The organism is Amycolatopsis halotolerans (assembly GCF_042647905.1).
GTDB classification, from domain to species: domain Bacteria; phylum Actinomycetota; class Actinomycetes; order Mycobacteriales; family Pseudonocardiaceae; genus Amycolatopsis; species Amycolatopsis halotolerans.
Window position 1 is genome coordinate 160,459 of sequence record NZ_JBHRWI010000020.1, and the last position, 15,425, is coordinate 175,883.

The window sequence follows — 15,425 nt, forward strand, 5'->3', positions numbered from 1 at the left end:
CGGCGGATACCGGCGGACGGGCCAGCAGCGGTGGATTGACCGCAGGTGGGCTGGCGGACTCGACCGGTCCGGCGCAATCAACTGGGTCGGCGCAGGCCAGCGGAACGGCTGAATCTGGCGGGTCGCCGCGCGGCACCTTGCCGGTGCAGGCAAGCGGACTGGCGGACACCAGCGGGTCGTCGCAGGTTCGCGGACCGGCGCAATCCACCGGGAGCGGAGCGGCTCAATCCGGCGGGTCGTCGCAGGTACCCGTGCCGGCGCAATCCGCCGTACCAGCGGCAGCCGTAGGGACGGCGCGAAGCAGCGGGTCGGCGCAGCGCGCTGGATCGTCGGAGGGCAGCGGGTTCGCTGAGGTCGGCGGGTCGGAGCAGGGCGCTGGATCGGCGGAGGTTGGCGACGACGTCGAGCACACTGGCGAGACGCGGAACCAGATGCTGCAGCGGAACGTCGGCGAGCTGTTGCAGGAGCTGCGAGTCGCGCAGGCGGGCGTGCAGATCCTGTTCGGGTTCCTGCTGTCGGTGGTCTTCACGGGGCGGTTCCACGACGCCAGCGGGTTCGAGAAGACGCTGCATCTGCTCGCGGTGCTGCTCACCGTCGCGGCGACTGCGTTGCTGATCGCGCCTGCGGCTTGGCACCGCATGCTGTTCCGGACTGGGCGGCGGGAGGAGATCCTGCGGGTCGGCAACCGGGTCGTGCTTGTTGGCTTCGGGTGTCTTGCCGCGGCGATCACGGTCACCGTCGCGTTGATCGCGAAGGTCTCCTTCGGACCGGTTGCGATGGGGCTCGTCGGAGGGATGGCGGTGTTGCTGTTCGGGCTGCTGTGGTTTGCGGTGCCGGGCATGCTTGTCGGCGACCAAAGGCGACGCGACGGTCACTGAGCGGCGTCGGTGCGCGGCGGTTTTGTCCCGCACGGGACAGAAACGGAGCTGTTCATCGAGCCGTCGGCAATTGTTGCCGTAGCGGTTGGGGCTGGCCCGTAGCTTCCTGCTCGTGACTGACTCTTCACGGCGGAACTTCCTGCGCGGTGCCGGAATCCTCGGTGCCGGCGCGGCGGTGTCCGCGCTTCCTGGTCTGAACGGGATCGCCGCGGCTGATCCCAGCGTCGCTCGTCGGCCGGACGGTGACAGTCCGCGGTTCACGATCGCGGTCATGCCGGACACCCAGTACCTGTTCGACGAGGACCGGGGCGACTCGACGCCGGTGGACGCGTCGTTGTCGTACGTGCTGCGCCACGCGCACGACGACAACGTTGTCTTCCTCGCGCACCTCGGCGACTTGACGCAGAACGGGCAGGCGCGGGAGTTCGCTGGCATCAGCCGGTCGTTCCAGGTGCTCGACCGGTTCCGCTTCCCGTACAGCACGCTCGCGGGCAACCACGACATCAATGGCTCCACCGACGACCAGCGCGGCCGCACGCCGTACCTCGAGGCGTTCGGGCCGCAGCGGCAGCGCAACTCGCCGACGTTCCGCGGCTCCTCGAAGGACGGCTACAACACCTACCACGTGTTCCGGGCCGCCGGTCGGGAATGGCTCGTGCTCGCGATGGATTGGCGTCCGTCGGCGGGCGGCTTCGCGTGGGCGAAGCAGGTTCTCGCGCAGCACCCGCGGATGCCGGCCATCCTCACGATCCACGAGCTGGTCAACTCCGACGAGCAGGGCAAGGCGTTCCTGTCGGACTTCGGCCAGCAGGTCTGGGACGAGTTCGTCAACGAAAGCGACCAGATCTTCCTGACCCTCAACGGCCACTACTGGCCGCCGAGCCGTCTGGTGAAGCGCAACGCCGCCGGCCACGACGTGCACCTGCACCTCACGAACTACCAGGATCGCTACTACGGCGGCAGCGGCATGATCCGGCTGTACCAGTTCGACGTCGCCCGCGGCGTGATCGACGTCCGCACCTTCTCGCCGTGGCTCGACGGCCGACGCGATCTCACGGAGCTTGAACGCATCGAGGCCGAGCGCAGCACCGACGTCGACTACTTCAGCATCGACATCGACTTCGACAAGCGGTTCGCCGGTTTCGCGCCCGTTCCGGTGCCGCCGGCCCGCCCGGTGAAGCCGCAGCTCGTGCCGGGCACCGTCGCGTACTGGCGCTTCGAGGGCGGTCGCGCGGGTGTACCGGTGCCGGACAATGCTGTGATCAAGGACCTCACCGGCCGCGGTAACGACCTGCGCCGCATGACCGTGCCGGGCAGTGGGCCGACGGCGTTGACTTACTCGGCGGATTTCGCGCCTCGGCAACCGTCGCGGGCGAGCCTTCGCTTCGACGGTGCGCGCAATCCCGGTCGTGGCGCGTACCTCCAGACCGTCGACAGCGCGCCGATGAACAGCCTCACCTTCCAGCGCGGTTACACCGTCGAAGCGTTTGTCCGCCTGCCCGAAGACTTCCGCGACGGCACCCACGGCTGGTGCGGCATCTTCGCGCGCCTCGGCAACGGCGGCGCGGCCGGGAAATCCGGCGACGACCCGAACGAATCGGCAGCGACGTTCAGTGTCTCGGACGGAGCGGAGCTGCAGTGGGCGGTGTTTCCGTTGAACCAGAACGGGATCTCGACCAACTGGGGGCACGAGCTGCCGCTGGCGAAATGGTGGCACGTCGCGGTCGTCAACGACGGGTGGCGCAGCACGCTGTACGTCGACGGCTGCCCGCTGCTGCGCAACCCCAAGACACCGGCGATCGGCCTGGCCAATCCGGGCGGCGGCTGGCTGGTCGGCGCGTCGTCGTACCGGGGCAAGGTGGAGCGCAGCTTCTACGGCGAGATCGGCGAGGCCCGGGTGGTCGACCGGGCGCTGGCTCCGCGGGAATTTCTGCTGGGCGGATAGGCCGCACCGATTGGCTGCTCGGCAATTGCGGCTGGCGACCGCGGTTCGCGGCCGCGGTGACTGAGGGATTGCTGGAGGCGGCCGCGCTGGCAAGGGACTGCGGAAGACAGGCACGGTGGCTCTCAGGGATTGCTGGAGGTGGCCGCAGTGGATGGGGACTGCGGAAGACGAGCACAGTGGCTCAGGGATTGCGGGAGGCGGCCGCAGTGGCTGGGGACTGGGGAAGGCGGCTGCGGTGGTTGGGGACTGTGGACGGCGAGCGCGGTCGCTGAGGGATTGCGGGAGGCGGCCACGGTGGTCGGGTCCTGTGGAAGGCGGTCGCGGTGGCTGAGGGATTGCCGGAGGCGGACGTCTGGCTGGGGCTGCGGGAGGCGGCCGCGGCGACTCAGGGATTGCGGAAGACGGGCATGGCGACTGGGGATTGTGGAACCGACTTGTTGGCCGAAGGTCGATACGGAATCCGGGGCGCTATTCCGATTGCGCAGTAGGCAAATTCGAGTCGTGCGGCCGTTCGGGGGCATTAGCGAAACTGATGGCTTCGGCCAGTCGGTCTAATCGGGGAAGGGAGCGTAATAGGCACCGGCTTGGAGCTTCGGAGTGGCTGGTCGCGAATTCGGTCGGGGTGAGCGCTGGTCTCGGAGCCGTTTTTTCGGGGCCAGTGACGTCCCGGTGAGTGGGACAAGGCTTGCCGTGCGGAAGGCTCGCGGAAATCGGCGAGCGTTCCCGTGCCGGGGGCTGGGGCAGGGAACGTCGGTGTGCGACCGAAGGCGGGCCAGCGTCGATGCTGGGGCGGGATTCCGGGGCCGTTGGTGGAACCGGTGCTGGGGCCGGAGTCCCGTGCCTGGTCGGCACGGATGCCGGTGGCTCGGGCTGACGCCCGTTGCCGGGGCCGACGTCTCCGTCTTCGACGGGCGACGTCGGATGGTGGGTGGTGCCGGGACCGGCGTCGTTGCCGGAAATGGGGCTAAACCTGCTACGTCGCCGGTTCGGCCTCGTTGCTGGAACTAGCGGCCAAGCCTGCTACGTCGTTGGTTCGGCCTCGTTGCTGGAACCGGCGGCTAAGCATGCTTCGTTGCTGGGGCCAGTGGCCAGGCTGGAGCTGGGTTCTTGCACGCGGAGCGTGGAGCGTGCGTCGCGCCAGCGTCGTTGCTGGAAACGGTCGTCGGGTGGGGAACCCGTGCTGGCCAGCGTCGTTGCTGGGCCAGCAGTGGGGCTGGGATCCGTGCTGGAACTCGCGTTTGAGCCGGAGCCCGTTGCCGGGACCAGCGCTCGTGCCCGGCTCCCGAAGCCGCGACCAGCGCTGATGCTGGAACTGGAACTCCGAAGCCAGTGCCGGACTCCCGAAGTCCGGACCTGTGCCTGAACCGATCGCCTGCCTGAACTCGGCCGATCCAGCCAATGGAGACCGACTGGGATCGGCAGTCCGAGGAACCGTGCCTTGTTCCGGCTCGTAGGCCAGTCAAGGCAGGCCAGGAGTGCCAGCCGCGGCGGTTGTCCAAGGGCCGTGCCTGCGGAGCTCGGTGGTCCAGTCCAGTTCAGGAGCCAGCCGAGCCAGCTCCGGGGACCGGCCCGATCCAGTCCGCGAAGCCAAGCCGACGAAGCCGGGGGTACCGGCCCGATCAGGACCGACAGCTCGAGCACGCCAGCCCGAGCGCATCGCCCGATGTCCCAAGCCGAGTACTCCAGTCCGGGAACTAAGGCCGGAAGCCCAGCCCGAGCCGAGTGTTCAGCCCGGGAACCAAGGCCGAAAGCCCGGCGTGAGCCGAGTGCTTCAGTCCGGGGACTAGGGACCGAAACCTGAACCGCGTGCTCTGGCCCGGGGACTAGGGACCGAAAGCCCATCCAAACCGAGTGCTCCAACCCAAGGACCAAGACCAAAAGCCCAGCTCAGGAACCCAGCCAGGTATCCGCCCAGCCGAAGAAACCCAGCCGAACAACCGGTCCGTCCGCGCCAGGTGGAGAACCCGGCTAGCCGCGCACCTCAGACCGAGAACCCCACCGAGAACCCAGTCTGAGCACGCCAGCTCATGCACTCAGCCGCAAAACCAGCCATAGACCCAGGCCATGGACCCAGCCGCGAAACCGACCCGCGGATCAGGCAGTCAGCCGTCCCCACGAGTAGTCCTGTTTCGCGAGCTTCAGGTACACGAACAGCTCCGTCGCGACGACTCCCGCGATCGGCCGTACCTCGTCGCCGAGTACGGACAGCAGGTGGTCGTCGTCGCGGCACAGCAGTTCCGCCAGCAGGTCGAAGCGGCCCGAGCAGAGTGCCACCTGGTGTACGTCGGCGACCTTGGCCAGTTGCTGGGCCACTTCGCGGGCGTCTCCGTCCACCGTGATGCCGACCATGGCCCTTCGGGTCAGGTCGACGTGTTCCGGCGAGGTCACGGCGACTATCTGCACCATTTCCTCTCGCAGCAGTCGCTGTACTCGCTGCCGCACCGCGCCTTCCGAAAGACCCACCGCCTTGGCCAGCGCGGTGAACGACGCCCTGCCGTCTTCCTGTAACAGCGTGATGAGCGTCCGGTCGGTCCCGTCTAGCGCTCTCGGAGCACGCGGTTCCTCGATTTTCGTACGGTTTTCGTCACCCATGCCGTCCCTCCCTGTGTTTCGGCATGTGATTCGTCAGACGCGCAGCGTATCGGCAGGAGCCGGAGAGCAGGAGACCCTTTCCCGTTTTCTTCTCCAGATGGCGGACATGCGGCCGCCGTTCTGGCTCGGGCAAACGCCGGGTACGGTCGCGGACCGCCGATCTCGAGGAGGAATATTCCAATGACCGAAGCCGTCGCCGCGCCTGTGGTGCCGGCCAAGGGGCTCCGCTCGAACGCGCTGGGCATGGTGTCTTCGACGGTGATCGGAATGTCGTCGACCGCCCCGGCCTATTCGATCGCGGCGACGCTCGGGTTCATCGTGCTCGCCGGAACGGGGTTCAAGGCCGCCGCGTTCGTGTTGCTGTCGTTCGTTCCGGTGTTGTTCGTCGCTTTTGCCTTCAGGGAACTCAATGCGGCCGAACCCGATTGCGGCACCAACTTCACGTGGGCCACCCGCGCGTTCGGCAGTCGCGTCGGCTGGATGACCGGCTGGGTCGTCCTCGTGGAACAGCTGCTGGTGATGAGCAGCCAGTCGGCGCTGACCGGCCGGTACACGCTGCTGCTGTTTGGTCTAGACGACCTCGCGAACAACCGCGCGGTGACGACGGCGATCGGGTGCGCGTGGCTGCTCGCGTTGTGCTGGCTGTGCTACCGCGGCATCGAGGTGTCCGCGCGGGCGCAGTGGGTCCTCCTCGGCATCGAACTGGCCGTCCTGGCGATCTTCTCCGTCGTAGCGCTTTCGCGCGTCTACAGCGGCACTGCGGGCCCGCAGGCGACGACGCCGCGATGGGACTGGCTGTGGCCGAACGGGGTCAGCGTCGGGACGGCGGTGTCGGCGGTGCTGCTCGCGGTCTTCATCTACTGGGGCTGGGAGAGTTCGCTTTCGGTGAACGAGGAATCGGCTGATCCGCGGCACGCGCCGGGCCGGGCGGCGATTCTGTCGACTGTGCTGCTGGTGCTCAACTACCTGCTGGTGACCGTCGCGGCGCTGGCCTTCGCGGGCGTTGGCGAGCACGGGATCGGGCTGGCCAACGAGGCGAACGCCGAGGACGTGCTCGCCGGGTTGGGCGGCGCGGTGTTCGGAACGTCCGGTTTCGGGAAGGTCATGGGGGTGCTGCTGATCGTGTCGGTGCTGACCAGCGGCGCGGCCACGAGCCAGGCGACGATCATGCCCGCGGCGCGCACGACGTTGTCGATGGCCAGCCACGGCGCGCTGCCGAAGGTGTTCGGCCGGGTGCATCCGAAGTATCAGACGCCTTCCGTGACCACCTGGGCGTTCGGGTTGGTGTCGCTCGCTTTGTACGTGCTGCTGGCGTTGTGGAGCCGGAACGTGCTCGCGGATTCGGTCGACGCGGTCGGGCTCACGATCGCGATCGAGTTCACGGTGACGGCGCTCGCTTGCGTGTGGGTGTTTCGCCGGACGCTGTTGTCGAGCGTGCGCAATTTCCTGCTTCGCGGCTTACTGCCCTTCGTAGGCGCCGTGTTCTTCCTGGCGGTACTGGTGCTCGCGGCGATCGCGTACGCGAAGCCTGACGCCGGAGAGACCACTGTGTTCGGCGTCGGCGGCGTCGCGGTGATTGGCGTCGTAGCGATCCTCGTGGGCTTCCCGTTGATGTTTGCCGTGCAACGCGCCTGCCGTGACTTCTTCGCGGGGCGACGTCTGACGCGCGGCGCCGTTGCCCGCGACGGTCAGACCATCGAGAGCTAGCAGCGGCGAAGCAGGTCTTCTTCGGTTTCGCGGCGTACGAGGAGCGTCGCGTGCCCGTCGCGGACGCCGACCAGCGGTGGGCGGCCGACGAGGTTGTAGTTCGACGCGAGCGAGTGGTGGTACGCGCCGGTGCACGGTACGGCCAGCAGATCGCCGACGTGGATGTCGTCGGGCAGGCAGACGTCCGCCAGTACGTCGCCGGACTCGCAGTGCCGTCCGACAACCGTCATCGGCGTACGCGCGGCCTTCGTGCGACGGCCGACGAGACGCGCGGTGTAGCGCGCGCCGTACAGTGCGGGGCGCGGGTTGTCGCTCATGCCGCCGTCGACAGCGACGAAGGTGCGCGCGCCGCGTTTCACGGCGCACACGCGGTAAACGGTGATCCCGGCCGGTCCGACGATCGCGCGGCCAGGCTCGATTGTCAGTCGTGGCAAGGGGAAGTCTTGTGACGAGCACTCGTATCCTAGTGCGACGCGGAGGCGGCGTGCGTACCCGTCGAGGTCGAAGGACGCTTCACGGTCGGCGTACGGCACTGCATGGCCGCCGCCGAGATCCAAGTCTCGCAACGTGATTCCGTATTGGTCGCGGATGCGGACGAGCACTTCGACCATCTTTCGCGCGGCTTCTTCGTAACGGTCCACACGGGACACTTGCGAACCGATGTGGCAGTGCAGTCCGGTCAGTTGCAGGCTCGGCTGCGAAAGTACTGCTGCGACAGCGCGGTCGACGTTGTCGCGTACGTCGGGGCGTAGCGAGAAGCCGAACTTCTGTCCTTCGGTGCCTGTCGTGATGGCAGCGTGCGTGTCGCCGCTGACGCCGGGCGTAACGCGGATGAGGACGCGTTGCGCGCCATGCGCGAGGGCGCCGAGTTGCTCGACTTCGTCGAGAGAGTCGAGGACGATGCGGCCGACGCCATACTGCAGCGCGGCTTTCAGGTCTTCGGGCGTCTTCGCGTTGCCGTGCAACAGAATGCGCTCCGCGGGAAACCCGACAGCGCGCGCGACGGCGATCTCACCGGCGGAGCACGTGTCGAGCGACAGTCCTTCTTCGGCGACCCAACGCAACACTGCTCGCGTACAGAGCGCCTTGCTCGCGAAGGCGACGTCGGCCTCCGGCAGTGCGCGCCGGTACGCGCGGGCCGTGTTGCGCACCTGTTCCTCGTCGAGGAGGTAGGCGGGCGTGCCGAAGCGCGCGGCCAGGTGGCTGACCGGCGCGCCGGCGAAGAGCAGCTCACCGCCTTCGCCGAGCCTCGTGCCTTGCGGCCAGAGTCCCGGTTCTAGATGGTCGGCGGCCTCGCAGCCGAGACTCGGGAGCAGCTCGCTGAGCGTCACGGTTACCTCCGGTCGATGTCGATCGCGGCGAACATCGCCAGCACACTGCGCCGACCCCGGCCCGGAACGTCCCGGAAACGGGCCCCTGACGGTCCGGGCGGTCGTGCTGACGTGTTTTTAACGCGCGAGTAACCTCCGCCACACCCCGGTTGAGCTGGGCTTTGCTGAGTTTTCCGGTGATCGGCCGTCCTGCCGGACATGGTTGAACAGATGACAGACTTCGCGAGCGAGACCGAGACTCTGCTGCGCGCGTGGCACGGCCGTTCGACGTACGCGGGCCGAACTGAAAGAGCACGTCGCGAAGTATGTGAAGGCGCTCGTAGAGCACGACGAAGCGGCCTTCGCTGAACTGCTGCGCGAAGACGTGCGTTGCAGTCACGCGCCTGACGCGTTACGAAAGCCCCCACGAGGACAGGATTTCGAACAGCTGGTCCCGTTCGGCGGCCGTCAGCAGCCTGCTCGGCGGCCGCACGTCGGGGCGGCACAGGCCGAGTTGGGAGAGCGCGTCCTTGACCACGCTGACGTTGTTGGCGTTGCCCTCCGCGGCGCGCATCTGCTCGAACGGGCGGATGCGGTCCCAGATCTCCATCGCTCCGGCGAAGTCGTGGTTGCGCAGGTGGCGGAACAGGTCGAGCGAGATCTGCGGCGCGACGTTCACCAGGCCGGAAGTGAAGCCCGTCGCGCCGACTGCGAAGTACCCAGGGGCGGACAGTTCGGCGAGGCCCGCGATCCACACGAAGCGCTCGTACCCCGCGTCGCGCGCGACAGTGCGGAAGCGCACTGGGTCCGGCACGGCGTACTTCACGCCGAGCACGTTTGGCGCGGCCTCGGCGAGCTGTGCCAGGTCTGAACCTTCGATGGCGGGGTTGCGCACGTACAGGACAACCCCGAGCTCGGGCACTTCGTTCGCGATCGCGCGGTGGTAGTCGATCCAGCCCGCGCGCGAGACGTACGGGTGCACGGGCTGATGGATCATCACCATGTCCGCTCCAGAAGCGCGCGCGTGCTTCGCGGCCCTCGCGGCTGTACGCACGTCATGGCCGACGCCAGCAAGCACGCTCGCCTCGCGCGCGGCCTTCGTGGTGACTTCGAGGCACTGTCGCGTTTCTTGCTCGTCGAGCGCGTAGAACTCGCCGGTGTTGCCGTTCGGCGTGACGACCTCGACGCCGCTCAGCACGAGCCGTTCGACTAACCGCTCGTACGTTTCGGCGTCCACGTCTCCGGCCGCGGTGAACGGGGTCACCGGGATCGCCACCACACCGGCGAGTCGCTGTCGCTGTTTCTCGAACGCCACGAGCAGATCCGATCTGATATATGATGTCTCGTCAAAACGGAGGGTAACACGAGGACGTCCGGGACAATTGTCCTGATCTTTGGGATAGCTGTCCCAGAAGAAGGGCAAACTACGGTCGGACCTGGGGAAAACCGGGTGGCCGAAGGGGCGGCTTTGGGTACCGTGACGCGGGTGCCCGATGCGATATTCGCTGATCCCCGCCTCGCGCCGATCTATGACACCTTCGACGGCGACCGGGTTGATCTGCCCGCGTACGTCCGCATCGCCGACGAGTTGAACGCTCGCCGGGTGCTGGACGTCGGCTGCGGAACGGGCTGCCTGGCGGTCTTGCTCGCCGAAACCGGGCGCACGGTCGTCGGCGTCGATCCGGCCGAGGCGTCGCTCGACATCGCGCGGGCGAAGGGCAGCCGGGTCGATTGGCGGCACGGAGACGCGACAACCCTGCCCGCGCTCGACGCGGATCTCGCGGTGATGACCGGGAACGTCGCGCAGGTCTTCCTGACCGACGACGACTGGGCCGCGACCCTCCGCGGGATCCGGACGGCGCTACGACCCGGCGGGCATCTGGTGTTCGAGACCCGGCGGCCGGAGTACCGCGCTTGGGAGACCTGGGACGTGCCGCCGCACACCCGCGAAGTGCCGGGGATCGGAGCGGTGCAGCAGCGAGTCGAGGTCACCGAAATCCGGCTGCCGCTTGTCTCGTTCCGCATGACCTACACGTTCCTGGCCGACGGCCTCGTCCTCACCTCGGAGTCGACCCTGAGGTTCCGCAGCCGGGACGAGGTGGCGACGAGCCTGCGAGAGCAGGGCTACCGCGTCGCCGACCTCCGGCAGGCACCCGACCGGCCGGACCGCGAATTCGTCTTTCTCGCACAAGCCGAGTGAACCGGCCCGCCCCAGTCAAGGGCGGGCCGGAGCTCAGCGCAGGGCGTCCAGTGCGAACGCGGTGTACATCGCGACCCCGGCGGCCATCGCTGGTTCGTGGAACTTCACCCGGTTCGAGTGGTTGTCCTCCGTGGTCGCCGGATCCGCTCCCGGCTCCCGCGCCCCGATGAACGCGAACGCGCCCGGAACCCGTTGCAGCACATACGAGAAGTCCTCCGCGCCCATGATCGGCGTGGTCAGCTCCTCGACGTTCTCCGCGCCCAGCACCTCGGCGCCCAGCGACAACACCTCAGCCGCGACCCGCGGGTCGTTGACGGTCGTCGGGTAACCCGGGTCCACTCCGGCCGACACGCGGCATCCGTGGGCCGCGCCGACCGCCTCGCACACCTTCGGCAGTTCCTCGCGAACGAAGGAACGCGTCGTCTCCGACAGGGTGCGAATGGTCCCCTCGAGCACCGCTGTCTCGGGGATGATGTTCGTCGTCGTTCCGGCCACGATGCGGGTCACCGAAACCACCGCCGGGTCGAAGACGCTGATCCGCCGCGTGACCATCGTCTGCAGCGCGCCGACCATCGCGGCCGCGGCCGGGACCGGGTCGATGGCGTCGTGCGGAGCCGAACCGTGGCCGCCGCGGCCGGTGACCTCGACACTGAACGTGTCGGCTGAGGCCATCATCGGCCCGCCGCGCACCTGCAGGACGCCGCTCGGGCTGTTGGCGATCGTGTGCAGGCCGAAAGCTCGCGTGACGCGCGTGCCGGCCGCGTCCAGCACGCCCTCGTGGATCATGTGCCGCGCGCCGTGGAGGCCTTCCTCGCCCGGCTGGAACATGAACACCACCGAACCGGCCAGGTCGTCGACGCGCTCGGACAGCAGCCGCGCCGCCGAAGCGAGCATCGCGACGTGCGTGTCGTGTCCGCAGGCGTGCATCGAGCCGTCGATCTCGGACGAGAACTCCAGGCCGGTGTCCTCGGTCAGCGGCAACGCGTCCATGTCGGCCCGCAGCAGGATGGCCGGTCCGGGACGGGCCCCGCGCAGCACGCCGGTGAGCGACGTCGTGGAGCGGCCGTCGGTGAGTTCGATCGGCAGGTCGGCCAGTGCGGCGCGGATCGCCGCCTGGGTGTGCGGCAGCTGCAAGCCCTGTTCGGGGTGCCGGTGCACAGCGCGGCGGAGCTCGACAGTGCGGTCCTGCAGCTGCCGTGCGGCGTCGAGCAGCCCGGCGTGCCGGTTGCCGGGAAGGGTGGGGAGGTCGGTGGGTCCGGTCATGGCTCGATAGTGGCACCTCGCACGCTTCGGGCGCACCGTGCGTGCGTTCGCCAGCGAGGCGGAATACGGTGTGCGCATGGCGGTGCAAGAGCCGGTCACGGGCTTCGCGATAGCTGTGGTCCGTGAAGACGGTCGGTGGCGGTGCAGTGCGCTCGATTCCTCGGCGCTCACAGAACTGGATGCGGCGATCACCGAGCTGAGCAAGCTCCGGTCGACCGGGGCGGCGTTCGGCCTGCTGGCCGTCGACGACGAGTTCTTCGTGATCGTCCGGCCGAGCCCGAGGGGACCGTCGCTGCTGCTGTCGGACGCCGCCGCGGCGCTCGACTACGACATCGCGGCGGACGTCCTCGACGTGCTGCGCGTCGACCCGCCTGACGAGGACGACGACGCCGTGTGGCCCGAGGGCGACCTCGAGATCCTGGCCGACCTCGGCCTTCCCGGCGGCGAGCTGGAGGTGATCGTCGGCGAGGTCGACCTCTACCCCGACGAGCAGCTCCAGATGATCGCCCAGCGGTGCGGGTTCGAGGCCGAGTTCTCGAAACTGCTGGACCAGCTCTGAGACGGCCGGACGACATCGAGGCCGTGCGGGCCGCGCTGGACGCGGCCCGCGCTCCTGGTGCCGACGTGCCCATCGGCGCGGTCGTCTTCGACCCCGACGGGCGCCCGCTGGCCGCAGCCCGCAACGCGCGCGTCGAGCTGGCTGACCCCACCGCGCACGCGGAGGTCCTCGCACTGCGCGCGGCGGCTCGCAAATTCGGCGACGGCTGGCGGCTCGAAGGCTGCACGCTCGCGGTCACGCTGGAGCCCTGCACGATGTGCGCCGGCGCGCTCGTGCTCGCCCGTGTCTCGCGGCTGGTGTTCGGGGCCTGGGAGCCCAAGACGGGCGCGGTGTCGTCGCTGTGGGACGTCGTGCGCGACCGCCGCCTCAACCACCGGCCGGAAGTCCTCGGCGGAGTGCTCGAAAACGACTGTGCCGCCCTGCTCGAGGCGTACTTCGCGGACCGTCGCGCCGGGGCCGAGTAACCCCCGCCGCACCCCGCGACGGAGGTCCGGTATTGTTCTCGGCGGTGGCGTGTCCGAGCGGCCGAAGGAGCACGACTCGAAATCGTGTGACGGTTAATCCCGTCCGTGGGTTCAAATCCCACCGCCACCGCTCTTCACGAACGAACCCCGACCGGGCACTCCGGCCGGGGTTCGTTCGTTTGACCTTCCGGTAGCTGGTCCCCGTACCGGAGGTGGCGCGTTGTACATCTATGCCCGGCGTCGGTCGCTCACGTTCAGCGGCAAGCAGGTGACGATCAAGGCCGCGATCAAAGACGGCCTGTTCGGTGCGGACAAGACGCACAGTTTCAGGGTCAGCAGGATCAGCGGGGTCAGCAACACCGAACCCCGCGCGTTCAGCCCGGGGTGTCTCAAGTTCAAGGTGACCGGGGCGTCGACGGCGGTGATCGAGAACCCGGCCTCTGGTGGCGACAAGACTGATCTGTGCACCTTTTACTACAGTTCGTCCGACAAAAAGAAGGTGCGCCAGCTGGTCGAGGAGATCAAAGCCCTGATGCCGAAGTAGCTTCGTCCGTACGCTGGGCTCATGAGCGAAGAGCTTCCGCCGGTCGGGAAGACCGCGGTTGGGGTGGCTGGGCTTCGTGCGTTGGAGAGCGGGCGGCCGGACCGGCTGTTCGAGGACCCGTACGCGGGCGCGTTCTTCCATGCCGGGCGCGCGATCTTCGACGGCAAGGAGCGGGATTCCCGGCTCGGGATGGTGTTCGCGCAGCAGGTCGCGATCCGCACCCGGTTCTTCGACGACTTCGTTTCCGGCGGGACGCAGACGGTGCTTCTCGCGGCCGGTCTCGACGCCCGTGCGTTCCGGCTCGACTGGCCGGACGGCGCGCGGGTGTTCGAGGTCGACCTGCCGGATGTGCTCGCGTTCAAGGAAGCGGTGCTGGCTGAACAAGGCGCGCGACCCAAGTGCGAGCGCACGGCCGTCCCGGTGGATCTGCGGGATAACTGGTCCGCTGCCTTGAAAAACGCGGGATTCGACCCGGGACAGCCGACCGTCTGGCTCGCCGAAGGCCTGCTCATCTACCTCAGCCGGGACGAGGCGGAGCGGCTGCTGACGGCCGTCACCGAGTTGTCCGCGCCAGGCAGCCGGATTTCGTTCGAGCACCGGCCGGACGGCGAGCGGGACGGGCTGCTGGATCATGCTCGCAACGTCGGCGGCGAGGTCACGTCACTCTGGCTCGGCGGTCTGGCCGGAGACGCTCCGGAGTGGCTCGCCGAGCACGGCTGGCGGCCGGAAACCGTTACTGTCGCGGAACTTGCCGTCCAATACGGACGCGAGCCGTTGGACAGCACGCGCGGCGGATTCGTGACCGCGACCCGCTAATTTTCTTCCTGCAGCACCGGTGTTCCGAAGGCGTCGAGGAAAGTCGTTGCCTCTCCTATGGTCGCGACGCCGCGAGCGACCGCTTCGGCGATGGTCCCGCACGCCTCTCGGACCGCCGGTTCCGCGGATCGGTCTCCCGCCAGCAGTGCGACGGCCGCCGGGGACACGCCTTCCGCGATCAGCATGACTCGCGCCGCGGTCTGATCTGCCAGCCGGTCAAGGAGATCCGCCAGATCCAAGCCGACCGACGCGGTGCGGGCGGCGGCTTCGGCGGCCTGGCGGTAGTGCGCGTCCAGTTCGTCGGCGCTGCCCCGGAATTGTGCGGCCGGTTCGCCGCCCCATTTGCGTTCCGCGCTGTGCGCCCCGCGTTCGAATTCCAGGCGGGCCATGACCAAAACGTCGCGGCCGCCCGACAGGGTGCGCGCCGATTCGCGGATCGTCTGCGGGGAACAGTCGATCTGCCTGAGCGCGGTGACCGGGTCCGGTGCGCCGATCGCGGCGGCCGCGGCGCCCAATGAAGCAAGCCCGGCGGCCGCGTTGTCCAGCGCCGGGTGGAGGAACGGCATCAACTCAGCAGCGCCGTCGCGATCGTCGGACGGTGGTGGTGGCCGCGCGCGGCCATCCGCAGTTGGCCGGCGAGATCGGACGTCGCGTCGCCGAGGATGCGCGCGTCGACGTCCCGCGCGGCGAGCGCGGCCTCCCACCGGGCGGCGATTTCCCGTGCGGGCTCGGAAATCCCCCACGGAGTCGATTCGAGACGGGCTTCGGAGAACCGGCCCGCCGCGCGGTCCGCGTCGGCAGCCGCTCGATCGAGCGCGTCCGCGGCGGCGTTGAGCCGCTCGCTCGTCGAACCTGCCATCGGGACCTCCGCTTCCAGGAGAGTGCGAACCGCGGTCCGCCACCCTCTGGAGAGATCTAACCCCATCGAGGCGGTCCGGGTCACTCGGCCGGGCGTGCGACGATTCCACATCGTGGGGATCCTTGACCGGGAGTTCCCCGCACCGCCAGAATTGGAGTCATGCCAGAGAACCGGGAAGTGCCGCTAGCCGGCCGTGCCCCGGCGCGGTCGGACGGAGAGGGCGTCGCCGCCCTCCTGAGGCGTCGCGGTCGTCTCGGCTCTCCTCCCGCGTAGGCGATTTTCCGCTGC

General features: G+C 68.6%; 13 protein-coding genes, 1 tRNA gene and 1 pseudogene. 9 read left to right on the forward strand and 6 right to left on the reverse strand.

The genetic code is table 11. The annotated features are described in order from the left end of the window. Positions 1–404: 404 nt before the first annotated feature. Both ACFORO_RS15795 and ACFORO_RS15800 read left to right on the forward strand, forming a co-directional pair. Positions 405–878, forward strand: a pseudogene (locus tag ACFORO_RS15795) (DUF6328 family protein); the annotation flags it as partial. 112 nt (positions 879–990) lie between these two features. Beyond that, positions 991–2,823, forward strand: coding sequence for a LamG-like jellyroll fold domain-containing protein (locus ACFORO_RS15800; RefSeq protein WP_377867977.1), 1,833 nt, complete (start codon positions 991–993; stop codon positions 2,821–2,823). Positions 2,824–4,917: 2,094 nt separating this feature from the next. Here ACFORO_RS15800 and ACFORO_RS15805 read toward each other — a convergent pair. Continuing rightward, positions 4,918–5,415 carry an Lrp/AsnC family transcriptional regulator gene (locus ACFORO_RS15805; RefSeq protein ID WP_116202834.1) on the reverse strand — a complete coding sequence of 166 codons (498 nt, stop codon included), beginning with the start codon at positions 5,413–5,415 and terminating at the stop codon, positions 4,918–4,920. Positions 5,416–5,595: 180 nt separating this feature from the next. Here ACFORO_RS15805 and ACFORO_RS15810 point away from each other — a divergent pair, with 180 nt between their 5' ends. Next, positions 5,596–7,122 carry an APC family permease gene (locus ACFORO_RS15810; protein ID WP_377867976.1) on the forward strand — a complete coding sequence of 509 codons (1,527 nt, stop codon included), beginning with the start codon at positions 5,596–5,598 and terminating at the stop codon, positions 7,120–7,122. On the opposite strand, the gene lysA is transcribed toward ACFORO_RS15810, so the two are convergent. Both lysA and ACFORO_RS15820 read right to left on the reverse strand, forming a co-directional pair. Beyond that, positions 7,119–8,453 (reverse strand): diaminopimelate decarboxylase, encoded by a 1,335-nt coding sequence (gene lysA, locus ACFORO_RS15815; protein ID WP_377867975.1) that lies wholly within the window; start codon positions 8,451–8,453, stop codon positions 7,119–7,121. The two genes, ACFORO_RS15810 and lysA, sit on opposite strands and share 4 nt — an antisense overlap. 391 nt (positions 8,454–8,844) lie before the next feature. Then, positions 8,845–9,747 carry a dihydrodipicolinate synthase family protein gene (locus ACFORO_RS15820; protein WP_377867974.1) on the reverse strand — a complete coding sequence of 301 codons (903 nt, stop codon included), beginning with the start codon at positions 9,745–9,747 and terminating at the stop codon, positions 8,845–8,847. A gap of 171 nt (positions 9,748–9,918) precedes the next feature. Between ACFORO_RS15820 and ACFORO_RS15825 the strand changes: the two genes are divergently transcribed. Then, positions 9,919–10,632: a class I SAM-dependent DNA methyltransferase gene (locus ACFORO_RS15825; RefSeq protein ID WP_377867973.1), complete on the forward strand. Its 714-nt coding sequence runs from the start codon at positions 9,919–9,921 to the stop codon at positions 10,630–10,632. A 33-nt stretch (positions 10,633–10,665) separates the two neighbouring features. On the opposite strand, the gene ACFORO_RS15830 is transcribed toward ACFORO_RS15825, so the two are convergent. Beyond that, positions 10,666–11,895: a M20 metallopeptidase family protein gene (locus ACFORO_RS15830; protein ID WP_377867972.1), complete on the reverse strand. Its 1,230-nt coding sequence runs from the start codon at positions 11,893–11,895 to the stop codon at positions 10,666–10,668. 76 nt (positions 11,896–11,971) lie between these two features. Between ACFORO_RS15830 and ACFORO_RS15835 the strand changes: the two genes are divergently transcribed. The 5 genes from ACFORO_RS15835 to ACFORO_RS15855 all read left to right on the forward strand — a co-directional run bounded on the left by ACFORO_RS15835 (position 11,972) and on the right by ACFORO_RS15855 (position 14,278). After that, positions 11,972–12,454: a tRNA adenosine deaminase-associated protein gene (locus tag ACFORO_RS15835; protein ID WP_116202841.1), complete on the forward strand. Its 483-nt coding sequence runs from the start codon at positions 11,972–11,974 to the stop codon at positions 12,452–12,454. Positions 12,455–12,477: 23 nt separating this feature from the next. Continuing rightward, positions 12,478–12,918, forward strand: a complete 441-nt coding sequence (locus tag ACFORO_RS15840; protein ID WP_354748751.1) for a nucleoside deaminase — start codon at positions 12,478–12,480, stop codon at positions 12,916–12,918. A 43-nt stretch (positions 12,919–12,961) separates the two neighbouring features. Beyond that, positions 12,962–13,048: transfer RNA gene (locus tag ACFORO_RS15845), tRNA-Ser, on the forward strand. Positions 13,049–13,138: 90 nt separating this feature from the next. Continuing rightward, positions 13,139–13,462 (forward strand): hypothetical protein, encoded by a 324-nt coding sequence (locus ACFORO_RS15850; RefSeq protein ID WP_377867971.1) that lies wholly within the window; start codon positions 13,139–13,141, stop codon positions 13,460–13,462. 21 nt (positions 13,463–13,483) lie between these two features. Beyond that, positions 13,484–14,278, forward strand: coding sequence for an SAM-dependent methyltransferase (locus ACFORO_RS15855; protein WP_377867970.1), 795 nt, complete (start codon positions 13,484–13,486; stop codon positions 14,276–14,278). Here ACFORO_RS15855 and ACFORO_RS15860 read toward each other — a convergent pair. Together ACFORO_RS15860 and ACFORO_RS15865 are read right to left on the reverse strand one after the other, a co-directional pair. Further along, positions 14,275–14,844: a hypothetical protein gene (locus ACFORO_RS15860; RefSeq protein WP_354748745.1), complete on the reverse strand. Its 570-nt coding sequence runs from the start codon at positions 14,842–14,844 to the stop codon at positions 14,275–14,277. The genes ACFORO_RS15855 and ACFORO_RS15860 overlap by 4 nt on opposite strands. Further along, the gene (locus ACFORO_RS15865; RefSeq protein ID WP_354748743.1) at positions 14,844–15,137 is read right to left on the reverse strand and encodes a hypothetical protein; all 294 of its coding nucleotides are present in this window, start codon (positions 15,135–15,137) and stop codon (positions 14,844–14,846) included. Before ACFORO_RS15865 ends, ACFORO_RS15860 begins: the two co-directional genes overlap by 1 nt. Between the last annotated feature and the right edge of the window lie 288 nt (positions 15,138–15,425).

What these genes read in the sequence shown, in the direction of transcription:
- ACFORO_RS15810 (WP_377867976.1), top strand. Translation starts at nt 5,596, where the DNA reads ATGACCGAAGCCGTCGCCGCGCCTGTGGTGCCGGCCAAGGGGCTCCGC.
- ACFORO_RS15830 (WP_377867972.1), bottom strand. Translation starts at nt 11,895, where the DNA reads ATGACCGGACCCACCGACCTCCCCACCCTTCCCGGCAACCGGCACGCC.
- ACFORO_RS15860 (WP_354748745.1), bottom strand. Translation starts at nt 14,844, where the DNA reads ATGCCGTTCCTCCACCCGGCGCTGGACAACGCGGCCGCCGGGCTTGCT.
- ACFORO_RS15865 (WP_354748743.1), bottom strand. Translation starts at nt 15,137, where the DNA reads ATGGCAGGTTCGACGAGCGAGCGGCTCAACGCCGCCGCGGACGCGCTC.
- ACFORO_RS15805 (WP_116202834.1), bottom strand. Translation starts at nt 5,415, where the DNA reads ATGGGTGACGAAAACCGTACGAAAATCGAGGAACCGCGTGCTCCGAGA.
- ACFORO_RS15835 (WP_116202841.1), top strand. Translation starts at nt 11,972, where the DNA reads ATGGCGGTGCAAGAGCCGGTCACGGGCTTCGCGATAGCTGTGGTCCGT.
- ACFORO_RS15855 (WP_377867970.1), top strand. Translation starts at nt 13,484, where the DNA reads ATGAGCGAAGAGCTTCCGCCGGTCGGGAAGACCGCGGTTGGGGTGGCT.